General features: G+C 67.3%; 17 protein-coding genes and 1 riboswitch. Of the genes, 7 read left to right on the top strand and 10 right to left on the bottom strand.

The window, feature by feature from the left end:
• Positions 1-231 precede the first annotated feature (231 nt).
• Both BMZ17_RS16840 and BMZ17_RS16845 read left to right on the top strand, forming a co-directional pair.
• On the top strand, positions 232-1,272 hold the full coding sequence (locus tag BMZ17_RS16840; protein WP_254775438.1) for a glycoside hydrolase family 5 protein: 1,041 nt from the start codon (positions 232-234) through the stop codon (positions 1,270-1,272).
• A gap of 482 nt (positions 1,273-1,754) precedes the next feature.
• Positions 1,755-3,053, top strand: a complete 1,299-nt coding sequence (locus BMZ17_RS16845) for a glycoside hydrolase family 5 protein (RefSeq protein WP_093141286.1) — start codon at positions 1,755-1,757, stop codon at positions 3,051-3,053.
• Between the two features lie 52 nt (positions 3,054-3,105).
• On the opposite strand, the gene bphP is transcribed toward BMZ17_RS16845, so the two are convergent.
• Both bphP and BMZ17_RS16855 read right to left on the bottom strand, forming a co-directional pair.
• The gene (bphP, locus tag BMZ17_RS16850; RefSeq protein ID WP_093141291.1) at positions 3,106-5,016 is read right to left on the bottom strand and encodes a bacteriophytochrome BphP; all 1,911 of its coding nucleotides are present in this window, start codon (positions 5,014-5,016) and stop codon (positions 3,106-3,108) included.
• On the bottom strand, positions 5,013-5,612 hold the full coding sequence (locus tag BMZ17_RS16855; RefSeq protein WP_093142334.1) for a biliverdin-producing heme oxygenase: 600 nt from the start codon (positions 5,610-5,612) through the stop codon (positions 5,013-5,015). The genes bphP and BMZ17_RS16855 overlap by 4 nt, the downstream gene beginning before the upstream one ends.
• A gap of 302 nt (positions 5,613-5,914) precedes the next feature.
• Here BMZ17_RS16855 and BMZ17_RS16860 point away from each other — a divergent pair, with 302 nt between their 5' ends.
• The 4 genes from BMZ17_RS16860 to BMZ17_RS16875 all read left to right on the top strand — a co-directional run bounded on the left by BMZ17_RS16860 (position 5,915) and on the right by BMZ17_RS16875 (position 8,307).
• Positions 5,915-6,352: a PepSY domain-containing protein gene (locus BMZ17_RS16860; protein WP_093141296.1), complete on the top strand. Its 438-nt coding sequence runs from the start codon at positions 5,915-5,917 to the stop codon at positions 6,350-6,352.
• 170 nt (positions 6,353-6,522) lie between these two features.
• Entirely contained in the window at positions 6,523-7,143 is a 621-nt protein-coding gene (locus BMZ17_RS16865; RefSeq protein ID WP_093141301.1) for a DUF3558 domain-containing protein, read from the top strand.
• A gap of 110 nt (positions 7,144-7,253) precedes the next feature.
• The gene (locus tag BMZ17_RS16870) at positions 7,254-7,862 is read left to right on the top strand and encodes a hypothetical protein (protein WP_139202982.1); all 609 of its coding nucleotides are present in this window, start codon (positions 7,254-7,256) and stop codon (positions 7,860-7,862) included.
• 91 nt (positions 7,863-7,953) lie between these two features.
• Positions 7,954-8,307 (top strand): hypothetical protein, encoded by a 354-nt coding sequence (locus tag BMZ17_RS16875; protein WP_139202983.1) that lies wholly within the window; start codon positions 7,954-7,956, stop codon positions 8,305-8,307.
• Positions 8,308-8,354: 47 nt separating this feature from the next.
• Here the strand turns inward: BMZ17_RS16875 and BMZ17_RS16880 are convergent, their stop codons facing one another.
• The 8 genes from BMZ17_RS16880 to BMZ17_RS16915 all read right to left on the bottom strand — a co-directional run bounded on the left by BMZ17_RS16880 (position 8,355) and on the right by BMZ17_RS16915 (position 17,733).
• On the bottom strand, positions 8,355-9,215 hold the full coding sequence (locus BMZ17_RS16880) for a D-hexose-6-phosphate mutarotase (protein WP_093141314.1): 861 nt from the start codon (positions 9,213-9,215) through the stop codon (positions 8,355-8,357).
• A gap of 74 nt (positions 9,216-9,289) precedes the next feature.
• A complete protein-coding gene (locus tag BMZ17_RS16885; RefSeq protein WP_093141318.1) occupies positions 9,290-10,351 on the bottom strand; it encodes an NAD(P)-dependent alcohol dehydrogenase in 1,062 nt (353 codons plus the stop codon).
• 161 nt (positions 10,352-10,512) lie between these two features.
• Positions 10,513-10,911: a YchJ family protein gene (locus BMZ17_RS16890; RefSeq protein ID WP_093141322.1), complete on the bottom strand. Its 399-nt coding sequence runs from the start codon at positions 10,909-10,911 to the stop codon at positions 10,513-10,515.
• 4 nt (positions 10,912-10,915) lie between these two features.
• Positions 10,916-11,500 carry a manganese efflux pump MntP gene (locus BMZ17_RS16895; protein ID WP_093141327.1) on the bottom strand — a complete coding sequence of 195 codons (585 nt, stop codon included), beginning with the start codon at positions 11,498-11,500 and terminating at the stop codon, positions 10,916-10,918.
• Positions 11,501-11,509: 9 nt separating this feature from the next.
• A riboswitch (yybP-ykoY riboswitch) is annotated at positions 11,510-11,690 on the bottom strand.
• 46 nt (positions 11,691-11,736) lie between these two features.
• Positions 11,737-12,315 (bottom strand): cytochrome b, encoded by a 579-nt coding sequence (locus BMZ17_RS16900; protein WP_254775405.1) that lies wholly within the window; start codon positions 12,313-12,315, stop codon positions 11,737-11,739.
• 24 nt (positions 12,316-12,339) lie between these two features.
• Positions 12,340-12,942 (bottom strand): GTP cyclohydrolase I FolE, encoded by a 603-nt coding sequence (gene folE / locus BMZ17_RS16905; protein ID WP_093141336.1) that lies wholly within the window; start codon positions 12,940-12,942, stop codon positions 12,340-12,342.
• 250 nt (positions 12,943-13,192) lie between these two features.
• Entirely contained in the window at positions 13,193-16,366 is a 3,174-nt protein-coding gene (locus BMZ17_RS16910) for a TonB-dependent receptor (protein ID WP_093141341.1), read from the bottom strand.
• A 311-nt stretch (positions 16,367-16,677) separates the two neighbouring features.
• Positions 16,678-17,733 carry a LacI family DNA-binding transcriptional regulator gene (locus tag BMZ17_RS16915; protein ID WP_093141346.1) on the bottom strand — a complete coding sequence of 352 codons (1,056 nt, stop codon included), beginning with the start codon at positions 17,731-17,733 and terminating at the stop codon, positions 16,678-16,680.
• A gap of 462 nt (positions 17,734-18,195) precedes the next feature.
• Between BMZ17_RS16915 and BMZ17_RS16920 the strand changes: the two genes are divergently transcribed.
• Complete coding sequence (locus BMZ17_RS16920; RefSeq protein WP_343124188.1) at positions 18,196-20,577, top strand: GH92 family glycosyl hydrolase; 2,382 nt, start codon at positions 18,196-18,198, stop codon at positions 20,575-20,577.
• Positions 20,578-20,658: the final 81 nt, after the last annotated feature.

The following is a 20,658-nucleotide window of genomic DNA, read 5'->3' on the forward strand; positions in this document are numbered from 1 at the left end:
GCGCCGCCGGTGACACGATGGTCAGGCGCGCGCGCAGGCCTGCTTCATCGTGGGGTTGCGTTGGATGACATAGGCTCGTCGCTGCGATGCGGCCTTCCCCCACCTGCACCGTCCACGCATCGTGTCCCTGCGATGACCGATCAGCGCATCGCGTGCTGGGTCGTTCGCAGGCGGCGGTGCGACCAGCCGGAGATGTCCATGCGCTTGAGCCCTTCCAGATCCGCCGGCCTGATGCTGGCCCTGCTGGCCGCCATCGCGCCACTCAACCTCAATGCCCAGCAGCGCGCGTTGCAGTACGTCGGGGTCAACCTGGCCGGCGCCGAGTTCAAGGCCAGCCAGAAGCCCGGCACGCTGTTCAAGGACTACACCTACCCGTCCGAGAAGGACTTCGCCTACTTCGCCGGCAAGGGCATGAACGTGGTGCGCCTGCCGTTCCTGTGGGAGCGCCTGCAGCCAACACCGAAAGGCGAGTTCGACCCAACCCAGCTCAAGCTGCTGCAGAAGACCGTGGAGACCGCCTCCAAGCACGGCATCGCGGTGGTGCTGGATGTGCACAACTACGCCGACTACAACGGCCAGCAGATCGGCAGCACGGCGGTGCCGATGGAGGTGTTCGCCGACCTGTGGACGCGCCTGGCAAATGAGAAGGCGTTCGCCAACAACAAGCAGGTGATCTTCGGCCTGATGAACGAGCCGCACGACATGGGCGCCACCGACTGGGCCAAGGCGGCGCAGGCGGCGATCGATGCGATCCGCAAGGCCGGCGCGAACAACCTCGTGCTGGTGCCGGGCACCGCGTGGAGCGGCGCACACAGCTGGGGCAGCCTGGTGGCGGGGCGCGGCACCTCCAACGGCGATGCGCTGGCCAAGCTGACCGATCCGGCCAACCAGATGGTGTTCGAAGTGCACCAGTACCTGGACAAGGATTCCTCCGGTACCAAGCCCGAGTGTGGCGACGACGAGAACATTGGCGTGCGGCGCCTGGAAGGCTTCACCCGCTGGCTGCGCGAGCACGGCAAGACCGGCTTCCTGGGGGAATTCGGCGCCAGCACCGATCCGAGTTGCCTGGCGGCGCTGGACAAGATGCTGGCCTACATGCAGACCAACGGCGATGTGTGGCGCGGCTGGAGCTACTGGGCGGCCGGCGCGTGGTGGCCGCCGACCTACATGTTCAACGCGCAGCCGGACAAGGACGGCAGCGACAAGCCGCAGATGGGCGTGCTGTCCAAATACGCGCGTCAGGTCACCGCGCCGGGCAAGAGCGCCGACTGAGGGCAGAAACCGACCTTCGCCGACACCCCACGCAGCCGCTCGCACGAGCGGCTGTTTTCATTTGCGTGCACTGAAACCGTGCGTGCGTGCAGCGCGGCGAAGCGCATGCAAAAACGCGCGGCCTGTTCAGCCGAAAACTTATCTGCACTCTGTCACAGCACGCCCGTTGCGCCGCACGTTTGCGCACGGGTGGCATGGGAATTGCGGAATTCCTCCTGACCTCTTTCAAGACGCGCGGTGGATGCCCACGCCGTGTGCCCGCGATGAGGTCTGCCGTGAACCATGCCGTGGCCTGCGCAGGAGCGCGGCACGTCGTGGTTCCCACCCATCGCTGCAACCGCCCGTGCAGGACGCCGCCGCGCTCGACGCGACGCACCCGCCCGGGAGCGCTGTGCCCCTGCCACGGAAACGCAGGTGCCAGCCCGTGTAACACCTCCCCATCGCACGCGCCACGCGCCGTGCAACAGACGAGACCTCCCCCCATGCGCCTTTCCTTCACCGCTTCCCTGACCGCGCTCGCACTGGCCTTCGGCCTGGCGTGCGCGCCTGCCGCCCACGCCCAGTCCAAGCTCAAGTACGCCGGCGTCAACCTGGCCGGCGCCGAATTCAACTCCTCGGCTAAGCCGGGCGTGGTCTACAAGAACTACGTCTATCCGACCGACACCGATTTCGCGTACTTCGCCGACCAGGGCATGAACGTGATCCGCCTGCCGTTCCTCTGGGAACGCCTGCAGCCGCAGGCCGGCGCCACGCTCGACGCCACCCAGCTGTCCTACATCCGGACCGCGGTCACCCGCGCCAAGAACCACGGCCTGAAGATCATCCTGGACCCGCACAACTACGCCAAATACAACGGCCAGTTCATCGGCAGCAGCAGCGTGCCCAACGCGGTCTTCGCCGACCTGTGGCGGCAGCTGGCCACGGCGTTCGCCAACGACGACGCGGTGATCTTCGGCCTGATGAACGAGCCCTACAGCATCAGCGCCACTACCTGGGCCAGCGCCGCGCAGGCCGGCATCGACGCCATCCGCGCCACCGGTGCGAAGAACCTGGTGCTGGTGCCCGGCGTGGCCTGGACTGGCGCGCACAGCTGGAACAGCTCCTCGGCCGGCGGCGGCGTGTCCAACGGCGACGCGCTGGCCAAGCTGACCGACCCGGCCAACAACCTGGCCTACGAAGTCCACCAGTACATGGACGCCTACTACTCGGGCACCTCGGCCACCTGCGTCAGCCCCACCATCGGCGCCGAGAAGCTCAAGGGCTTCACCGACTGGCTGCGCGCCAACGGCAAGGTCGGCTTCCTCGGCGAGTTCGGCGCGGCCAACAACGACACCTGCATGGTCGCCCTGGACGGCATGCTGTCCTACATGGAATCCAACCGCGATGTCTGGCTGGGCTGGACCTATTGGGCGGCCGGCGCGTGGTGGAACGACAGCTATATGTTCAGTGTGCAACCCGACAAGGCCGGCAACGCCAAGCCGCAGTTGGCGATCCTGGCAGACCACGCCCGCGCGATCACCAGCGCGGCGAAGGCCGTCGCGACGCGCACCGCGCCGCCGATGATGTCCCAGCCCGCATTGAGCAAGCCGGCGACTGCGGCACAGGCGCCGGTGACAGCGAAGACGGCGGCAGCCGTGACCACGTCCAAGCCGGTCGTGCAGGTGGCCGCGTCAGTCTCAATGCCAAAGCTGGTGTCGGCGTCGAAGCCGGCCGCCGAGAATCCGCTGGTGCGCGCCGCATTACGTCGGTGGTTCGCGACCCGCGACGCCAGCACGCGCTAACGCACCGGCTCGCACTCAATCACCCGCATCGCAAGATGCGGGTGCGGCAGCCTCAATCCGGCTCGCTCAACTGCAGCAGCCAGTGCGTGCTGCGGCCGCCGCGCGCCGGCAGCGGTTCGAAGTCGAACTGCGTGACCACCGAATCGGCATTGGCCACGCGCAGCGGCAACACCGTCGTGGCCGGCGTGCCCTGCCGCAGCTGGTCTTCCAGCAAGCCCAGCTGTTCAGCCGGCACGGTGCGATCGAGCAGCGCGCGCATCTCGCGGCCGATCATGTCCGAGGTGTCCGAGTCTGCCAGGCGCCCGAAGGCTTCGTTGGCGAACACCACGCGGGTGATCCCGGCTGGCCCGCGCTCGATGATCGCCACGCCCTGGCGCAGGCGCGCCAGCGAGGCCTCCAGCACGCTGAAATCCTGCTGGTAGCGCTTGCGCTCCATCAGCTCGATCAGCACGCGCAGGCTGCGCGCCGATTCCAGGTGCAACGCCGACCAAGGCCGCGAGCGGCCGCGCACCGTCTCCTGCCACAGGTCGAAACTCTTGCGCGGCGACAGGCGCGAGTTCGGGATGTCCGCCATCTTGGCCAGCGCCGGATTGCCGGCCCAGTTGACCGTCTCCACCTGCTCGCGGCGCGTCCAAAGCAGCGCGCTGCGCGAGTGCGGCATCAGCGGCACGAAGATCAAGCCCGCCGCCAGCGGCGCCAGGTCGGCCAGTTCCGGGAACGTGACGCCGATGGCATCGACATGCAGCGCGCCGACGGCGCCTTCGCGCAGGTGCTCGTAATCGCGCGATTCGATCTGCGCGCGGATCCGCGCCAGGTCCTCGGCCGTCGGCAGCTGGCCGTACCGCGTCACTTCGTCGCCGTGGTAGATCGCCACGCCATCTGCGTCCACCACGTCCATCAGGTCCGGCGCCATGTCCGCCAGCATCTCGGTGGTCATGATGTCGGCATCGTTGAACGCGGTGATGAGCTTCTCGCGCACGGTCTGCAGCACGGTCTCGGTGCGCGCGCGTTCCACCGCCATCAGCGCGCCGATGCGCGCAGCCAGGCCGCGGGTCAGCGCATCGGCCGCATCGCGCATGCCGTGGCTGCAGAACAGCGGCGCATAGTGATGGCAGGCGATCAGGCCCCACAGCACGTCGTTGACCACGATCGAGGTCACCAGCGTCGCGCTGACGCCCATGTTGCCCAGGTATTCGCAGTGGATCGGCGAGACGCTGCGCACGGTGACATCGCTCAGGTCCACCGGCGCGTGCGTGCGCGGGTCCAGCGGCGGCTCGATCGGGGCGGGCCTGTACTGCACGTCGGCGATCTGGCGCACGCGGTTGCGCAGGTACAGCGCGCGCGCCTGAACCGGGATATCGGTCGCCGGATAGTGCAGGCCCAGGTAGGAATCGGGCAGCGACGTCGCCTTGGCCTCGGCGATCACATCGCCGTTCCAGTCGTTGTCGAAGCGATACACCATCACCCGGTCGTAGCCGAGCTGGGTGTGGATCTCGCGCGCCACGCGCAGGGACGCGGCGGCCACCGCATGGTCGCGCTCCAACTGGCGCAGCGTCGGCAGGACATCGCTGACGGTGACATCGCTGGTGCGCGAAACGCGCGGCTCGATCTCCACCAGCCACTGGGTCGGCGCCAGGTGCCACGCGGCCACGTACAGCTCGGCCGGTTGTGCGGCCCGCTGCGGAAACTTCACCGCCGCATGCGGCAGGTGCACGGCGTCATCGTCGGGCGACGGCGCGGGCAGGCGGCGTTCGCCCAGGTCCAGCAGGTCCGGCCAGTGCCGGCCGATCAGGCGATCGGGTTCCACGCCCAGCAGCGCCGCGGCGGTGCTGCTGGCCTGCAGGACGTTGCCGGTGGCCGGGTCGATGACCAGCAGCACGCCGTAGGGCTGGATGGAACCGGGAATGTGGATCGGCTCGCGCGCACAGGCGTCCATGTCCACGGGATCGTCGACAGCAGTCATGCGGAGATTCCAAGCGAAAGATGGTGATGGAAATGGCCGAACATCGCCGCCGCGCCGATCGCGGCCTGCGCACGCGCCGCCTCGTCGGGCAATACCGCGTCCAGGCAGCCCTGGAACCGGCGCCACGCGCCCGGGTCCTCGCTGCCCAGGTCGAAGTAATCCAGCGCGCTGGCCAGCGCCGGCTGCCGCGCGCGTAGCTGGCGGGCGATGACGCGCCCGCCCAGCATCGAGCCTTCGACCACGTACAACATGCCCCAGGCCTGGGCCGGGTCCTGCGCCTGCGGCGCCTCGCCCAGCTCGGCAGAGGGCAGCGACGCGCCAAGCGCGGCCAGGTCATGTCCCAGCGCGTCGGTGCGGCGGCGATACGGCCAGCCCTGCGTTGCCAGCGCATCCAGCCACGGCGCGTGCTGGCGCTCCCACGGCGCCAGGATTGCCCAGTGGCAGGCCAGCACCTGCGCGTAACGGGCGGGCGTCAGCGTGCCGTCGGCCAGCGCCGGCATGTGCGGCAGGGCTTCGACCTGGGTGTGCGCGGCCGCAGTGACCTCGCGCAGGAAGCGCGCGGCGGACGGGGGCGCAGCGGAAATCACGGAAGACATGCGTGGGTCGATCAGGGCCGGGAACAAAGGACGCGGGACGCCAGCGGCAAGCCCACACGCGCCGAGGTTAGCAGCGTCACGGTTGGCGACCAATCAATGCCAGGGCCATCGCCGTGCCATCCAGGCCTCCGCGAGCCGAGGTTGCACCAACCATTCAGTTGCCGGCAGGCTGGCAAGGCCTTGCTGGGCAAGGTTTCCAGCTTGGCGTACTCAGGCATTCAGCCCATGGCCGGCAAATGCTGACCCCGCCTACACGGACGGGCTGGCTCAGTGGCGCACGTTCCCAACACAGGAGACTTGCCATGCGCCTGATCAAGACCACGGCCCTGCTGCTCGCCATGACCGCTGCCGGCGCCGCCAGTGCTGCCGATGCCGCCAAGACCAAGGGCCTGACCGAACCGCAGGTCCGCCAGCTGCTGACCGAACAGGGCTACACCAAGATCGACGACATCGATTTCGAAGACGGCATGTGGGAAGCCGATGCCACCAGCGCCAACGGCAAGCGCACCGATGTGCGCGTGGACCCCGCCAATGGCCAGGTCTACGCCGACGCGCAGGTGTCCAACCTGAGCGAAAACGACGTCAAGGCCAAGCTGGTCGCCGCCGGCTATTCCAAGGTGCATGACATCGACTTCGACGACGGCTTGTGGAAGGCCGAGGCCGAGCGCCAGGACGGCAAGAATGTGGAGATCCACCTGAGCCCGCAGGATGGCTCGGTGCTCCACGTCGAGAACGATTAAGCCGCGCCACCGTGCATCTCGCTGCAAGAACGAAGGCCGCCCGCAGGGGCGGCCTTCTTGCGTCAGGCCGTGCATCGAGAACGTGCGCAGTGTCCGGAAATCGTCGGAAAAGGGGTTCTCACCCAATAAACAAGCCGGACTTCCCCCGCCGGCATCACCCCGGACCCTCCATGCGCCCACGTCGCCCCTTCGACGTTCGCCTGTATCTGATCGTCCTCATTGCATTGCTCCAGTTGCTGGTCGCCTGCAGCAAACCCGCGCCGCAACCGGCGCAAGCCGCAGCGGCCACGCCAGAACCCGTCGCCGCCAGCGCGCCACCGGCCGAAGCGGTAGCCAAGAGCACGCCGTGCGACCTGATCTCCGATGATGAACTGCGTGCGGTGTTCGCCGGCGCGATCACCAGCAAACCGGAGGAACACGACGCCTTCGGCATCAGCGCGTGCGAGTGGAACGGCGAGTTCGGCCGGCTGCTGGTGCAGCAGTGGGCGTCCAAGGGCCACACGCCACAGGACGAAGTGCGCGACCTGGTGAAGGGCTTCATCGACACCAGCCGGCCCGGCGCCGCCCAGCGCGTGCGGATGGTCTCGCTGCAGGGCCTGGGCAACTACGCCACCGCGGTGGTCGAAGCGCGCGACCTGCCGGCCGGCGTGCTGTCGGATGTCTCAGTGCTGTCGATCGCGCGCAACGGCCAGACGCTGGTGTTCCTGACCGATGCGCTGGATGAGCAGAACCGCGACGAGGCGCTGGCCAAGCTCAGCAAGCTGGGCCATTACGCCTACGCGCGGCTGTAAGCGAAAGCAGGCGGATGCGGCACTTGCCGTGGCCGGATCTGGCGCTGGTCGGGGTTCTTGCCTGAAGGACGCCAGTGATCGGCACCGGCGCCACAAGCGAGATCGATCCGATGCGCACTGCTCCTGAAATGATCGCCCCGGGCGTGCTGGCATTGCTGTTGGCCACCTTGCTGGTGGCGTGCAACAAGCCCGCCGCGTCGCCTGGCGCCAGCGCTGCAGCGTCAGCCGCGCCCATCGCCGAGGCGCCCACCACCCCGCCGGATGGCGAAGTCTGCGCGCTGCTGAGCGATGCGGAAGTGCGCGCGGTGTTCCCGTCCGCCGGCGCCGGCAAGGCCGAGAACACGCGAGCCAAATACGGCATCAAGGCCTGCACCTGGGATGGCACCTTCGGCCGGTTCGCCGTGCAGCTGATGCCGGCTGACCAGGTTGATGCCAATCGGACGATGCGCAGCATGGCCGATGGTTTCATCGATCCGCTGCGCGCCGATGCCAAGCAGCACGTGCGCTTCGAACCGCTGCAGGGCCTGGGCGCCGATGCGACCGCGGTGCTGGAGCCGATGGACGCCGCCAAGGGCATCACCACCGAGGTTGCGATGCTGGCCGCAGTCAAGGGCCAGACCACGCTGATGATCCTCAGCGACGGGCTGGCCGGCGGCGATCGCACGCAGGGCCTAGCCACGCTGCAGGCGCTGGGGCAGAAGGCCTACGCGCGCCTGTAAGCGCGGCGCGATGTCCGGGTTGGACCAACCTCTTTCGTTATCGCTGTCGCATGCGGTACATCACCGCCGCTGCACACAGGGGTTCTCATCGATGTCCGCCGTGATCCGTCCACGTGTTCCCGTCACCTGCGCGTTGCTGCTGGTGCTGTTGCCGTTGCTCGCCTACGCCCCGCACGCCCAGGCACCGGCCGAGCCCACGCAGGACTGGAGCCACGCGGCGATGGCGCGCCCAGCCGAAAGCCTGGTCTGCGCGCGCCTGCATGGTTTCGATGGCGCGCCGGTCATTGCCACTGCGGGCTACGGCCGCCTGGCGCGCCTGCAACAGACGCATGGACTGAACGACTGCGGCGGTGCCGATCTTGCGCGCGACGTGGCGCCATCGGAAGCGCAAACGATCGCGGTGCGGCCATCACCGCCACCTGCCCTGGAACCCGTCGGGCACTGAGGCGAGACGTCACGCGATCGCGCAGTCGGCGCGATTTGAACGTCGGCTCAAGCGCCCGGCAGCACTTCCACCGTCTGCGCCAGCGTGTGGGTCGCGCCGGGCGCCAGGGTGACGATGTCGCGCGCGGCGTTGGCCGCTTCCACGCAGACGAACGCGGTCCAGTCGGCATCGGGCACATCGGCCATCGCCTGCGCGCCGGCTTCGCCCGGATTCCACACCACCACCGAATGGCTGCCGGTGGTGCTGATGCGCAGGCGACGCTCCAGCGTCGTATCGTGCAGCACGTAGTGGCCGCCAGCAGCGTGGTAGATGCGGTCGCTGCGGCCGGGATCGCGCGGATCGGACAGCGTCCAGTCGCCGCGTTGTTCGAAGGTCTGCGCGGTGAACTTGTCGGCGTAGTCCAGCCCATCCAGACCTGAGAGCCGCACCTGGCGCACGTCGCCCACGGCGAAATAACTGTGCAGCGCCTGGGTGATGTCGTGCTTTTCGGCGGACGGGTTATGCGTGACCAAGGCCTGCTGCAGGCCGGCACCGAGCACCAGCGTCTGCTTCAGGCGCAGCGGCGTGGTGTCGTGCGCAGACAGCGACAGCGTCAGATGCACGTTGCCATCGCCGTCCTCGCGCGTGTCGTCCAGCGTCCACACGCTGGTGCGGGCAAAGCCGTGCTGGATCGCGTCGGCCGGCTGGTTCTCCTTGCCGAAGTACGGCCAGCACACCGGCACGCCGCCGCGGATCGCCTTCGGCGCGCCCTGCGCCAGCGCCGACAGCCACAACACCTCCGCGCCGCCGGCCGGCACGAACGAAAGCAGCTGGCCGCCATACAGCGACAGCTGCGCGGTGCACAGCGGCGTGTCGATCTGCAGGACGGGCAGGCCGTGCAACGTGGTCTCGGTCAGCGTGTGGGTCATGGCAGTTCGCACAAACGAAAACGGGCGACCAGTCTAGCCAGCCGCCCGTTTCTTTGCCGTTGGAGCGCGAGGGATTACGCAGCCTTGTCCAGCTTGGCCAGGTCCATCACGAAGCGGTACTTCACGTCGCCCTTGAGCATGCGCTCGTAGGCATCGTTGATCTGCGCCGGGTCGATCATCTCGATGTCCGACACGATGCCGTGCTTGGCGCAGAAATCCAGCATTTCCTGGGTCTGGGCGATGCCACCGATCAGCGAACCCGCAATCGTGCGGCGACGCATGATCAGGTTGAACACGGTCGGCGTCGGGTGCGGATGTTCCGGCGCACCGACCAGCACCATCGCGCCATCGCGCTTGAGCGCATTGAGGAACGGGTCCAGGTTGTGCGAGGCGGCCACGGTGTTGATGATGAAATCCAGCTTGCCGCCCTGCGCGGCCATCTGGTCGGCGTCCTTGGAGATCACCACTTCATCGGCGCCCAGGCGCTTGCCGTCCTCGCGCTTGCCCTCGGAGGTGGTGAACAGCACCACGTGCGCGCCCATCGCCTTGGCGATCTTGACCGCCATGTGGCCCAGGCCGCCGAGGCCGACCACGCCCACCGACTGGCCGGGGCCGACCTTCCAGTGCGCCATCGGCGAGTACACGGTGATGCCGGCGCACAGCAGCGGGGCGACCGCGGCGAGGTTGTCGGTGCCATGGGTCACGCGCAGGACGTACTTCTCATCGACCACGACGTGATCGGAGTAGCCGCCGTAGGTGTTCTCGCCGCCGCCGAACAGCGGGCCGTTGTAGGTGCCGGTGAAGCCGTTGTCGCAGTACTGCTCCTCGCCCGCGGCGCACGAGGGACAGGTGCGGCAGCTGTCGACGATGCAGCCGACGCCGGCCAGATCACCGACCTTGAAGCCTTTGACGTCGCTGCCGACGGCGGTGACGCGGCCGACGATCTCGTGGCCCGGCACCGACGGGAAGACGGTGTTCTGCCATTCGTTGCGCGCGGTGTGCAGGTCGGAGTGGCAGATGCCGCAATACAGGATGTCCATCTGGACGTCGTTGGGGCCAGGCGTGCGGCGTTCGAAGGCGAACGGCGCCAGCGGTGCATCGGCGGACAGGGCGGCGTAGCCGTGGGCATGGGACATGGGGATGCTCCTGGGCGGGGAAATCGAAGAGGGACGCGTGCGGGAATCCGACGACGCAGGGCGCAGATGCTAGCGCCCCGGCGTGAACAACAGGCTGCAACGCAGTATTGCGTGCAACCGTGCTGGCATTCACCGCGTCGTCATGCCATCGCGCGCGGCACTCAGCTCACATCGCCATCGACATAGAACCAGTGCCCGCCTTCGCGCACGAAGCGGCTGCGCTCGTGCATGCGCTGGGCCGAACCACCGCCCACGCGCAGGCGTGCGGTGAACACCACTTCGGCCGTGTCCTCGCCGTTGACGGTGTGCGACTCCACTTTCAATCCCAGCCAGGTGGTGCGCTGGCCGGGCGCATCGACCAGCGACAGGTCGGCCGGGCGCGTGGACACATGCCAGCTGGTGCGCAGGTAATCGGCATCGCCCAGCACGTAGGCGCTGTAGCGCGAGCGCATCAGGGCCTTCGCATCGGGCGCGGGCGCGCCGGCGTGCAGCGGGCCGCAGCAGCGCGCGTAGGGCGCGCCGCTGTCGCAGGGGCAATCTTTCGGAAGCAGCTTGCTCATCGCATCAACCGCCAGCCGCGCCGCTGAGGTGTTCGTAGAGGATCGCCGCGCCCACCAGGATCAGGATCACGCCGCCGACCAGCTCCGCGCGGCGCCCGATCACCGCGCCCAGCGCGCGTCCGGCCATCACGCCGATGGTGACCATCACGAAGGTGCAGGCGCCGATGACGCCGGCCACCAAGAAAATTGGCACCTGGACGAAGGCCAGGCCCACGCCGACGGCCATCGCATCGATGCTGGTGGCCAGGCCGGTCAGGGCCAGGGTGACGATGTTGCCGTGCTTGTTGTCAGCGGCGCCCGCCTCGTCTTCGTCGGTGTCGTGCAGCGCCTTCCAGATCATGTGCAGGCCCAGCGCACCCAGCAGCACGAAGGCGATCCAGTGGTCCCATTGTTCGACGAACTTGGACGCGGCCGAGCCGATCAGCCAGCCGATGACCGGGGTGATGGCTTCGACGACGCCGAAGATCAGGCCCACGCGCAGCGCCTGCAGGAAGGTGGGTTTGGCCATCGCCGCGCCTTTGCCCAACGCAGCGGCGAACGCATCGGTGGACATCGCCAGGCCGAGGAGGAGGATGGAAATCGGATTCATGGGGTTCAAAACACCAGGCCGGGAATGCGGACGAAACGAACGGCCCCGCACGCCGGCCAAGAGCCGTGCTGGGCTGCTCGTTGGTCTCGCCAACCAAAGTGGTTGCATCCGCCATGGCCGGTTCAGGCCAAGTATGTTGACGGCTACGCTCGCTCCGCAGTGCGGAAGAGCCGGCTACTCCCCAAGGAGGTTCCCCGCCGGCATCGCCGGATGGGGCGCGCAGTATACACAGGCGCTCAGAGCATGCGCTGGAGCGTGTTGTCCCGCCGCACCCACAGGTGGAACAGCGCAGCCAGGATGTGCAGCCCGATCACGTAGTAGAACGCGGTGCCCAACCACACGTGGATGGCCTTGAGGTCGTGCGACAGCGCCTTGTCCGGGCCGAAGAGTTCGGGGATGCGCAGCCCGCCGGGCAGGCCCACGCCGCCTTCCACCAGTCCGGCCACCAGCCCCAGCAGCGGCTGGACGATGATGAACGCGTACAGCAGGCCGTGGGTGAGGTGGCCGGCACGATGCATCCAGTCCGGGGGCGGTGGCTGGATCGGCGGGGCCTTGCTGCCCAGGCGCGAGACGATCCGCGGCAGCGCGACCAGCAGCACCGCCAGGCCGAACAGGAAATGCGACTGCATCACCAGCGTGCGCTCGGGCGTGCCTTTTTCAAGCAGCGTGCGCACGTTGACGGTGACGTAGGCCCCGGCGATCAGCAGCACGGTCAGCCAGTGGAAGACGCGAACGCCTCGGGAGTACCGCGCGGAAGTCAGCTGGGTCATGGCAGGCCTGGCCGGATCGGGATCAAGCCGATCTTGCCAGACCATGAGCCAGCGCTGCTGACGAAGCGGTCAGCGCTTGCCGCCGACCTCGATGAAACGCAGGAACTCGGCGCGGGTGCGCGCGTCCTCGCGGAACTCGCCCAGCATCTTGCTGGTGACCATGCTGACGCCGCGCTTGTGCACGCCGCGGGTGGTCATGCACTCGTGCGCGCCTTCGACCACCACGCCCACGCCGCGCGGCTGCAGCACGTCCTGGATGCACTGGGCGATCTGCGCGGTCATCTTTTCCTGCACCTGGAAGCGGCGGGCGTAGGTCTCGACCACGCGCGCCAGCTTGCTGATGCCCACCACCTTGCCGTCAGGCAGGTAGCCCACGTGCACGCGGCCGATGATCGGCGCCATGTGGTGCTCGCAGTGGCTTTCGTACTCGATGTCGCGCAGCACGATCAGCTCGTCGTAGCCGGCCACTTCCTCGAAGGTGCGGGCCAGGTATTCGTGCGGGTCGCGCTGGTAGCCGCTGAACCAGTCGCCATAGGCCTTGGCCACGCGCTTGGGCGTGTCGAGCAGGCCTTCGCGCTGCGGGTCTTCGCCGGCCCAGCGCAGCAGGGTGCGGACCGCGTCCTCGGCCTGGTCGCGGCTGACGCCGCCGCGGGTGTTGTCGGATTCGCTCATGGCCAGGGCCTTGGGGACAGCAAAACAGGGCCGGCATCGTACCGGACTGGCCCTGAAGCGTCAGCGCAGCCCGGCGGAACGCAACAGTCTGGCAGCGACCACCACTGGGTTTTCGGCCAATCCAGCTGATGGGAGCCCCGCAAGCTCCGCGCCGCGGCCCGCCAAAACCAGGACACCCGCACGCCATGCCGGCCATGCGGGTGTCGCGGTCATCCGTTACCTGCCGCCAGGACTGCGCGGCCTGTGCGATTTAGAACTTGTAGGTCACACCCAGGTACGCGATGCGGCCGGCGTAGCTGTTGTTGTTCAAACGCGCCTTGGTGTCGTTGCCGATGTAGGTGCGCGTCTCTTCCTTGGTGATGTTGAGAATCGAGGCGGACAGGCTCAGCGCCGGGGTGAAGTTGTAGGCGGCATTGAGGTCGATCTGCTGGTACGGCTCTTCATAGACGTTCAACCCGTTGACCAGGCCATCGACCACCTCGCCACGCCGGTTGTATGACGCGCGCAGCAGCAGGGCGGGCGTCTCGTAGAACACGGTCACGTTGGTCTGGTTCTTGGCGCTTCCGACCAGCGGGGCCTTGCCGATCTCGGTGCCGTCTTCCAGCGACACGGCCGCTTCGTTGGTCTTGTTGTAGGTGTAGTTGAACTGGAAGCCCAGGCCCATGTCGAGCGTGTGCTGGCCATACAGTTCCACACCCTCGGAGACCGCGTCGCGGCCGCTGGCGGTGGTGGAGTAGTTCTGCACCGTCACCGTCTCGCCGCCAATGCTCTGCTGGACGTTCTGCACCACCGGCAGGGTGAAGTTGCTGACGTTCTTGCGGAACAGACCCACGCCGGCGACCGAACCCGGATGGAAATACCACTCCAGGCCCACGTCGAACTGATTGGCCAAGTACGGATCGAGGGCCTTGTTGCTGCCCGAGCCATACCAGCCCACCACGTCGCCGCCACCGATCAGGCGCCGGTCGTTGACGTATTCCTGGCTGTAGAACTGCAGGCCGCCCGGCGCGGCGATATCGCCGTAGCCCGGACGCGACATGACCCGCGAGGCCGCACCGCGCAGCACCAGGTTCTCGGTCAGGTCGTAGGCCACGTTGAGGCTGGGCAGGCGGTTGATGTAGCTGCGATCCAGCGAGGTCACCGCGAACGAGGAGATATGTCCGCTGGCCGGATTGGTCTGGCTGTCCGGCAGCGTGGTGAAGCCGCTGATGCAGCCCGAGCCCGCCGGGGCGCCGGCCGCCGGCTGGTTGCCCGGGGCGCAGGGCAACGGATTGCCGGCCGCGTCGTCGAAGAAGTAATCGTTGTAATAGTCGACGCGATCGGTGGAATCGACGTGCTGGTCGGTATGCACCAGGCGCAGGCCGAGGTTGCCGCGCAGGCGCTCGGTGCGGAAGTTGGCCTGGAAGTAGGCCGCGTAGATCTTCTCGCCGACGTTGTAGACGAAGTTCGGCTCCTGGCGGGTCTGCATCTCACCGTAAGTCTGGTTGAGATAGTTGATGTACGCCGGATAGTTGATCGCCGGGAAGACGTTGGTATTGAACGCGCCGGCGACATTGCTGATCGAGTTCGGATACAGGAACTGCGACTGGAAGACCGACGCATCCGGATCGCAACCGGCCTGGAAGCGGCTGTCGTAATCGCTCGGATCGGCGCCGTTGCAGACCCAGTAGTTGTTACCGGTGCTGCGGTGGGTGCCGCCGTCGCGGTACTTCATGCCGAACTGCACCGAATCCAGCCAGCTGCCGGCTTCGCCACGCCAGACGAAGTCGCTCTGCGCGAAGGTCTGGTAAGTGCTGTTGCGCGTCCACGACGAGCCGGTCGAACCCAGGTCGATCTCGCCGATGCCGTTGCGCAGGTTGTCCATGATCTCAGGCGACACGCTCAACGACGGCGTCCCGGTCAGGTCCCATGCGGTGTAGTAGTTGCCCAGCGTGTAGGCGCCGGTGCCGTTGAGCGTGGTGTTCGCGCCGGTCTCGGGGGTCGGCTTGCGTGGCTTGACCGGCATGCTCATCTGCAGCTCGGGACCACCCTTGGCCCAGGTGCGGCCGCCCTTCAAGGTGATGTCCAGGCGCTCACTGGTCCAGGCTAGTTCCAGGTCGGCGGTCTGCGAGCGCGCCTTCTGCCGGTTGTACGAACCGGTCAGCCACGGCGTGGGGATGGTGCAGTCATCCGGACCCCAGCCGCCCGGCGGCAGGCCGGCGGCAGCCGCGGCCTCCTCGCTGCAGTAGTAGGTCTTGCCCTGGTGCGCGCTGTACTGCGCGCCGGTAACCACCGTGCCGCTCGGGTCGAAGGTCAGCCCGTCGAGCAGGCGGCCACCCGCCCAGTTGCCGTCCGGCTGGTAACGGGCCAGGTTCCATTCCGGAATCGACAGCGTGTTGGTCTGCGAATCCTGATCCAGATCGAAGCGGAAGTAATTGCCGGTGATGGTCAGGTCGTCGGTCGGCTTGAACTGCAGCGTGACCTGGCCGCCCTTGCGCTCGCGCGCCTCTTCCTTGGACTGGAAGTTGACCACGTTGGGCATCATGAAGTTGGTGTACGAACCACCGTTCTGGTCGTTGAAACCCGACTGGCCATACCAGTAGGCATCCCAATTGGACGGGGTGCCGTTGACGTCGGTGGCCGGGTACAGATCGCTGTCGGCGCTGTACCAGTTCCAACCGCTGGTGTTGACGCCCAGCGTGCGCGTGGTGCGCTTCTGCTGGGTGTAGCCGACGAACACACCGAAGCGGTCGTCCTGGTCGTGCCACGAATACGACCCGGAGAACTGCCCGTCGGTCTTCTTGGTCGTGTCGGCCCAGGTGCCTTCAGCCGAGACGAAGCCGCTGTTGGCCTCCTGGTCGAGCGGACGGCGCGTCTTGAGGATCACCGTGCCGCCAATACCGCCTTCGTCCAGGCGCGCCTCGGGCGTCTTGAACAGCTCGGCGCCGGACAGCATGTTCGACGGCAGCAGCGTGTAGTTGAACGAACGCGACGGATCGCCGTTGGACTCGGCCGTGGCGACATAGTTGCCGTTCAACTCGGTCAGCGTCAGCTCCGAGGACAGGCCGCGCACGCTGACGTTCTTACCTTCACCACCATCGCGGGTGATGATCACGCCCGGCACGCGTTGCAGCGCGTCGGCGACGTTCTTGTCGGGGAACTTGCCGACGTCTTCGGCGGTGACGATCTCGACGATCGAGTTGGCATCGCGCTTCTGGTCGAGGCTTTTCTCGATCGAGTAGCGATAGCCGGTCACCGAGACCTTATCCAGGTCAGTGGCGTCCTGGGTCGAGGCGGGGGCCTGCGACGTGTCGGCGGTGGGTTGATCGGCAGCAGGCACCGGCTGGGTGGTCTGCTGTGCCCAGGCATGGGCGGAAACGGATGCGCAGGTGGCAGCGATGGCGACAGCCAGCAGCTGACGCTTTGGCGATGACCCGTACTTCATTGCAACTCCCTCTCTCTAGTTGAATGAACTTCACGGCGAAGTTGTGAGCGGACCAGCTCGGACTGCCATCCCTTGCCGCATGCGTCGACACACGGTGTCGTCCGCACGCATAAAACCTCGGTTTGGATCGATCTAAGTGGCGCGGCGTACAAATATCACGGCCTTGTCATCAACGCATGCTGCTTTGCAGCGAAGCCACTTACTGCAAACACCTGTGAAAGCGTTGCCATGCCGGCCACTGCTGGGCCAGCCGATGTGATGGCGGTCGAAAAAAGGCGCGGCGCGGACCTGCGCCGACGCCATCAACTGCGCTAGCGCGCGTTCTTCTTGCGGACGTCTTGCTTGGTGCTATCGCGCTGGGTGAGGAGCGCCGGCACGATCACCTGGCGCCGGGTCATGCCCGGCGCGGCGGCCCGTTCAAGCACCATGCGCGCGGCCTGGCGGCCGCGTTCGCGTGGATCGGTGCTGATGGTGGTCAGCGGCGGAATGCCGACCGCGGCTTCGGGAATATCGTCGAAGCCGGTCACGGCGAAATCCACGCCGGGCTGGCGGCCTTCACGCAGCAGGCCCAGGGTCAGGCCCAGCGCGACCGCGTCGTTGTAGCAGACCGCTGCGGTCGGCTTGGCGCCGGCCGCAAACAAGGTGGCAGCACGTGCGTTGCCTTCCAGGCGCGAGGGCGTGGTCTCGATCATCCACGTTGCGGGCACCTTGATGCCGGCCGCGGCCATCGCTTCCTGATACCCGGCGCGGCGCTCGCGGCACGAACTGGATTGCGCATGGCCGCCGTAAAACACGATCTGGCGATGGCCATGCGCCAGCAGTAGCTCGGTCGCTGCACGCGCGCCGGCACGGTTGTCCAGGCCGAGGAAATCGTAAGCGAAGCCCTTGGACGCCTTGCCCGACAGTTCGCGGTTGAACACCAGCAGCGGCGTTTGCGGGCCGATCACGCGTTCGAGATCGGAGAATTCGCTGGCTTCGGCCGGCGACAGGATGATGCCGGCCGGGTTGTGTTCCATCAGCGAGCCCAATACCTGGCGCTGGCGTTCGGCCGACTCGTTGCTGTTGCCCAACAAGGTGACGTAGCCCTTGGCGGCCAACGCCTCGTCGACGCCAGCGGCGAATTCGGCGAAGTACGGGTTGGACACATCGTTGACCACCAGCGCCACCGCGGTGGACATGCGCTGGCGCAGGTTGGCGGCCGCGCGGTTGTAGACGTAGCCCTGCTTGCGCATCTCCGCTTCCACGCGCTCGCGTGTGCCGGCGTGCACCAGCGGGCTGCTGCGCAGCACCAGCGAGACGGTCGCGCGCGACACGCCACAGGCGCGCGCGATGTCATTCAGCGTAATCCTGCGGGGCGTATCCGCCATGGCATCGGAGACTCGACGCTGGCAGATCCAGCACGTTCATGCTGCGCGATGGCCCTGAGACCCGCAAGGGGCGCCGGTGCGAGGTCGCCCTGACGACGACCTCGCACGGGCGATCCGCGCCAGAAGCATGTGCATCTGCAACATCGCCGACCTCGTTGCGCCACGCATCACGCAGCGCCACAAAGCAGTTGCGGGGATCTTCGGCATCGGCAGATGACGAAATGGCAAGACAAGCTTGAAATCCGCATTTAGATCGTTCTAAATCCGACGCGAACTTGCGTCATCGGGTCCGCGCATACGGCGACGGACCATCGCATCCGAAAGGGGAGCACGATGGAAGACAACACCCGCGCTGGCCGTATCCGGGCCACTGCCGCGTCGATGGAATACCTTGCACCGCCCACGCGCGGCCCCTCCCGGCAGCGGCGCGTGGCGCTGGTGGCCTGGGCGCTGATGCTGGTCATGCCGGCCAGCGGCAGCTGGGCGCGCGGCGCCGGCGACAGCGACCTGCCTGCGCAGGTCAACACCTTCATCGGCACCCGCGACGAAGGCAACACGTTCCCCGGCGCGTCGGCGCCGTTCGGCATGATCCAGGTCAGCCCGATCGGCTCGCACTACGCCGGCTGGCGCGATGGTGACGAGCGCATCCGTGGCTTCGGCCATTCGTTCCTGTCCGGCGCGGGCTGCTGGGAACAGGGCGGCCAGGTCTCGGTGCTGCCGGTGACCGGCACGATCGCGCCCGGCGGCGATTTCGATACGAGCAAGGTCGAGAGCTTCGACCAGCTCAAGTACGGCGCGCGCTATGCGCAGGCCGAAGCCACCGGCCAGGCTGGCGATTACCGGGTCAAGCTGACCGACTACGGCGGCATCGCGGTGGAAACCACCGCGCTCACCCGCGCCTCGGCCGAGCGCTACACCTATCCGTCGTCGGCCAAGGAAGGCCACGTGCTGATCAACGTCGGCCAGGCCAACGAAAAGCACCGCGTCATCGGCAGCGAAGTGCGCGTGGTTGGCGATCGCGCGGTGGAAGGCAAGATCACCACGCAGAGCTTCTGCGGCGGGCACCAGTACGCGACCTGGTTCCGCATTGAATACGATCGCCCGTTCAAGGCCTTCGGCGTGTGGGGCCAGGCTGGCGGCACGCCCAACGCGCGCTACAGCATGGAGAGCGAGCACGATCCGCTCAACGGCGCGTGGGTGAGCTTCGACCTGTCCAAGGGCAAGGCCGTCACCGCGATCACCGCGATCTCGCACGTCGACCAGGAAGGCGCGCGCACCAACCTCAAGGCCGAGGGCATGCAGGGCGGCAAGCTGCGCACGCTTGACGCCATGCGCAAGGACGCCCGTGGCCTGTGGCAGCAGGCGTTGTCCAAAATCAAGGTCGATGGCGGCAGCGGCGACGAGCGCGCCGTGTTCTACACCGCGCTGTACCATGCACTGCTGCAGCCCACGACCGGCAACGATGCCGACGGCCGCTATCGCGGTTACGACAACGCGCTGCATGAGGCCAAGGACTGGACCTACTACGAGTTCTTCTCGCTGTGGGACACCTACCGCTCGCAGAACCAGCTGCTGGCCTTGATCGAGCCGCAGCGCGCGCGCGATATCGGCCGCACGCTGCTGGCCATCGATGCGCAGGGCGGCTGGCTGCCGCGCTGGGGCTATGCCAACTTCGACGCCAACACGATGACCGGCGACCCGGTGACGCCGTTCCTGGTCGACCTGTGGCGCTATGGCGCGTTGAAGGGCATGGAGCCGCAGGCCTGGGCCGCATTGCGCAAGAACGCCTGGGGCGTGCCGCCGCTGGCCTCGCAGCACCAGGGCCGCGCGGGCAACGTGAACTATCTGGCCAAGGGTTTCGTGTTCTTCGATCGGGCGTTCCCGGCCAAGGGCATGGACATCGATCCGCAGAATGGCGCCTCGGCGACGCTGGAATACGCGCTGGCCGATTGTTCGCTTGCCCTGATGGCCGGCGCGCTCGGCCACGCCGACGATGCCACCGCCCTGCAGAAACGCGCGAGCAACTGGCGCAGCGAGTGGGACCCGGATCTGCACGAGGCCGAGTCGGGCTACAGCGGCTTCCCGCGGCCGCGGCTTGAGGACGGCAGCTGGTTCGTGCCGCCCAGCGGCACCTACAGCCCGCGCTCGCATTACGGCTTCCACGAAGGTACGGCGTGGCAGTACCAGTGGCTGGTGCCGCAGGACGTCGACGGCCTGGCCCAGGCGATGGGCGGACGCGAACAGATGGGCAAGCGCCTGGATGACTTCTTCGCCTACGACCTGCTCGTGGCCGATCCCAAGGGCGCCGCGCGCAAGGCCTGGGTCGGTGGTCCGTATTCCTATTACGGCCAGTACCGCTACAACCCGAACAACGAGCCGACCATGCACGTGCCGGCGCTGTACAGCCTGATCGGCCAACCGTGGAAGACCGCGACGGTGCTGTCGTCGGTGCAGACGCTGTTCACCAACGCCCCCAATGGCGTCACCGGCAACGATGACCTGGGCACGATGTCGGCGTTCTATCTGTTCAGCGCGTTGGGCATCTCGCCGCTGATGCCGGGCACCGGCACGCTGCTGCTGCATCCGCCGCGCTTCGCCAAGACCACCATCGCGCTGGACAACGAGCGCACGCTGGTGATCAAGGCCGATCCGTCCACCGATGGCACGCCGCGCTTCGTGCGCAGCGCGCGCTTCAACGGCAAGGCACAGGATGCGGTGTGGCTGGACGTGGACGCGCTGCAGCAGGGCGGCACGCTGGAATTCGCACTGGCTGCGCAGCCAGACCAGCAGGGCTGGGGCACACATGCGGGTGACCTGCCTGCGTCGGCCTGCCCGGTGAAGTGATCAACGTGCGGCGGTGCACGCCGCCGCACGTTCCGTAGGTACTGAAATCTCCGCAGCACGCTGTTGCCCGTCACGCGCCTC

Source organism: Pseudoxanthomonas sp. GM95, assembly GCF_900109775.1.
Taxonomy (GTDB): domain Bacteria; phylum Pseudomonadota; class Gammaproteobacteria; order Xanthomonadales; family Xanthomonadaceae; genus Pseudoxanthomonas_A.

Coding starts and splice junctions, on each gene's coding strand:
- BMZ17_RS16840 (WP_254775438.1), top strand. CDS start 232: ATGCTGGCCCTGCTGGCCGCCATCGCGCCACTCAACCTCAATGCCCAG.
- BMZ17_RS16845 (WP_093141286.1), top strand. CDS start 1,755: ATGCGCCTTTCCTTCACCGCTTCCCTGACCGCGCTCGCACTGGCCTTC.
- bphP (WP_093141291.1), bottom strand. CDS start 5,016: ATGACTGCTGTCGACGATCCCGTGGACATGGACGCCTGTGCGCGCGAG.
- BMZ17_RS16855 (WP_093142334.1), bottom strand. CDS start 5,612: ATGTCTTCCGTGATTTCCGCTGCGCCCCCGTCCGCCGCGCGCTTCCTG.
- BMZ17_RS16860 (WP_093141296.1), top strand. CDS start 5,915: ATGCGCCTGATCAAGACCACGGCCCTGCTGCTCGCCATGACCGCTGCC.
- BMZ17_RS16865 (WP_093141301.1), top strand. CDS start 6,523: ATGCGCCCACGTCGCCCCTTCGACGTTCGCCTGTATCTGATCGTCCTC.
- BMZ17_RS16870 (WP_139202982.1), top strand. CDS start 7,254: ATGCGCACTGCTCCTGAAATGATCGCCCCGGGCGTGCTGGCATTGCTG.
- BMZ17_RS16875 (WP_139202983.1), top strand. CDS start 7,954: ATGTCCGCCGTGATCCGTCCACGTGTTCCCGTCACCTGCGCGTTGCTG.
- BMZ17_RS16880 (WP_093141314.1), bottom strand. CDS start 9,215: ATGACCCACACGCTGACCGAGACCACGTTGCACGGCCTGCCCGTCCTG.
- BMZ17_RS16885 (WP_093141318.1), bottom strand. CDS start 10,351: ATGTCCCATGCCCACGGCTACGCCGCCCTGTCCGCCGATGCACCGCTG.
- BMZ17_RS16890 (WP_093141322.1), bottom strand. CDS start 10,911: ATGAGCAAGCTGCTTCCGAAAGATTGCCCCTGCGACAGCGGCGCGCCC.
- BMZ17_RS16895 (WP_093141327.1), bottom strand. CDS start 11,500: ATGAATCCGATTTCCATCCTCCTCCTCGGCCTGGCGATGTCCACCGAT.
- BMZ17_RS16900 (WP_254775405.1), bottom strand. CDS start 12,315: ATGGTCTGGCAAGATCGGCTTGATCCCGATCCGGCCAGGCCTGCCATG.
- folE (WP_093141336.1), bottom strand. CDS start 12,942: ATGAGCGAATCCGACAACACCCGCGGCGGCGTCAGCCGCGACCAGGCC.
- BMZ17_RS16910 (WP_093141341.1), bottom strand. CDS start 16,366: ATGAAGTACGGGTCATCGCCAAAGCGTCAGCTGCTGGCTGTCGCCATC.
- BMZ17_RS16915 (WP_093141346.1), bottom strand. CDS start 17,733: ATGGCGGATACGCCCCGCAGGATTACGCTGAATGACATCGCGCGCGCC.
- BMZ17_RS16920 (WP_343124188.1), top strand. CDS start 18,196: ATGCCGGCCAGCGGCAGCTGGGCGCGCGGCGCCGGCGACAGCGACCTG.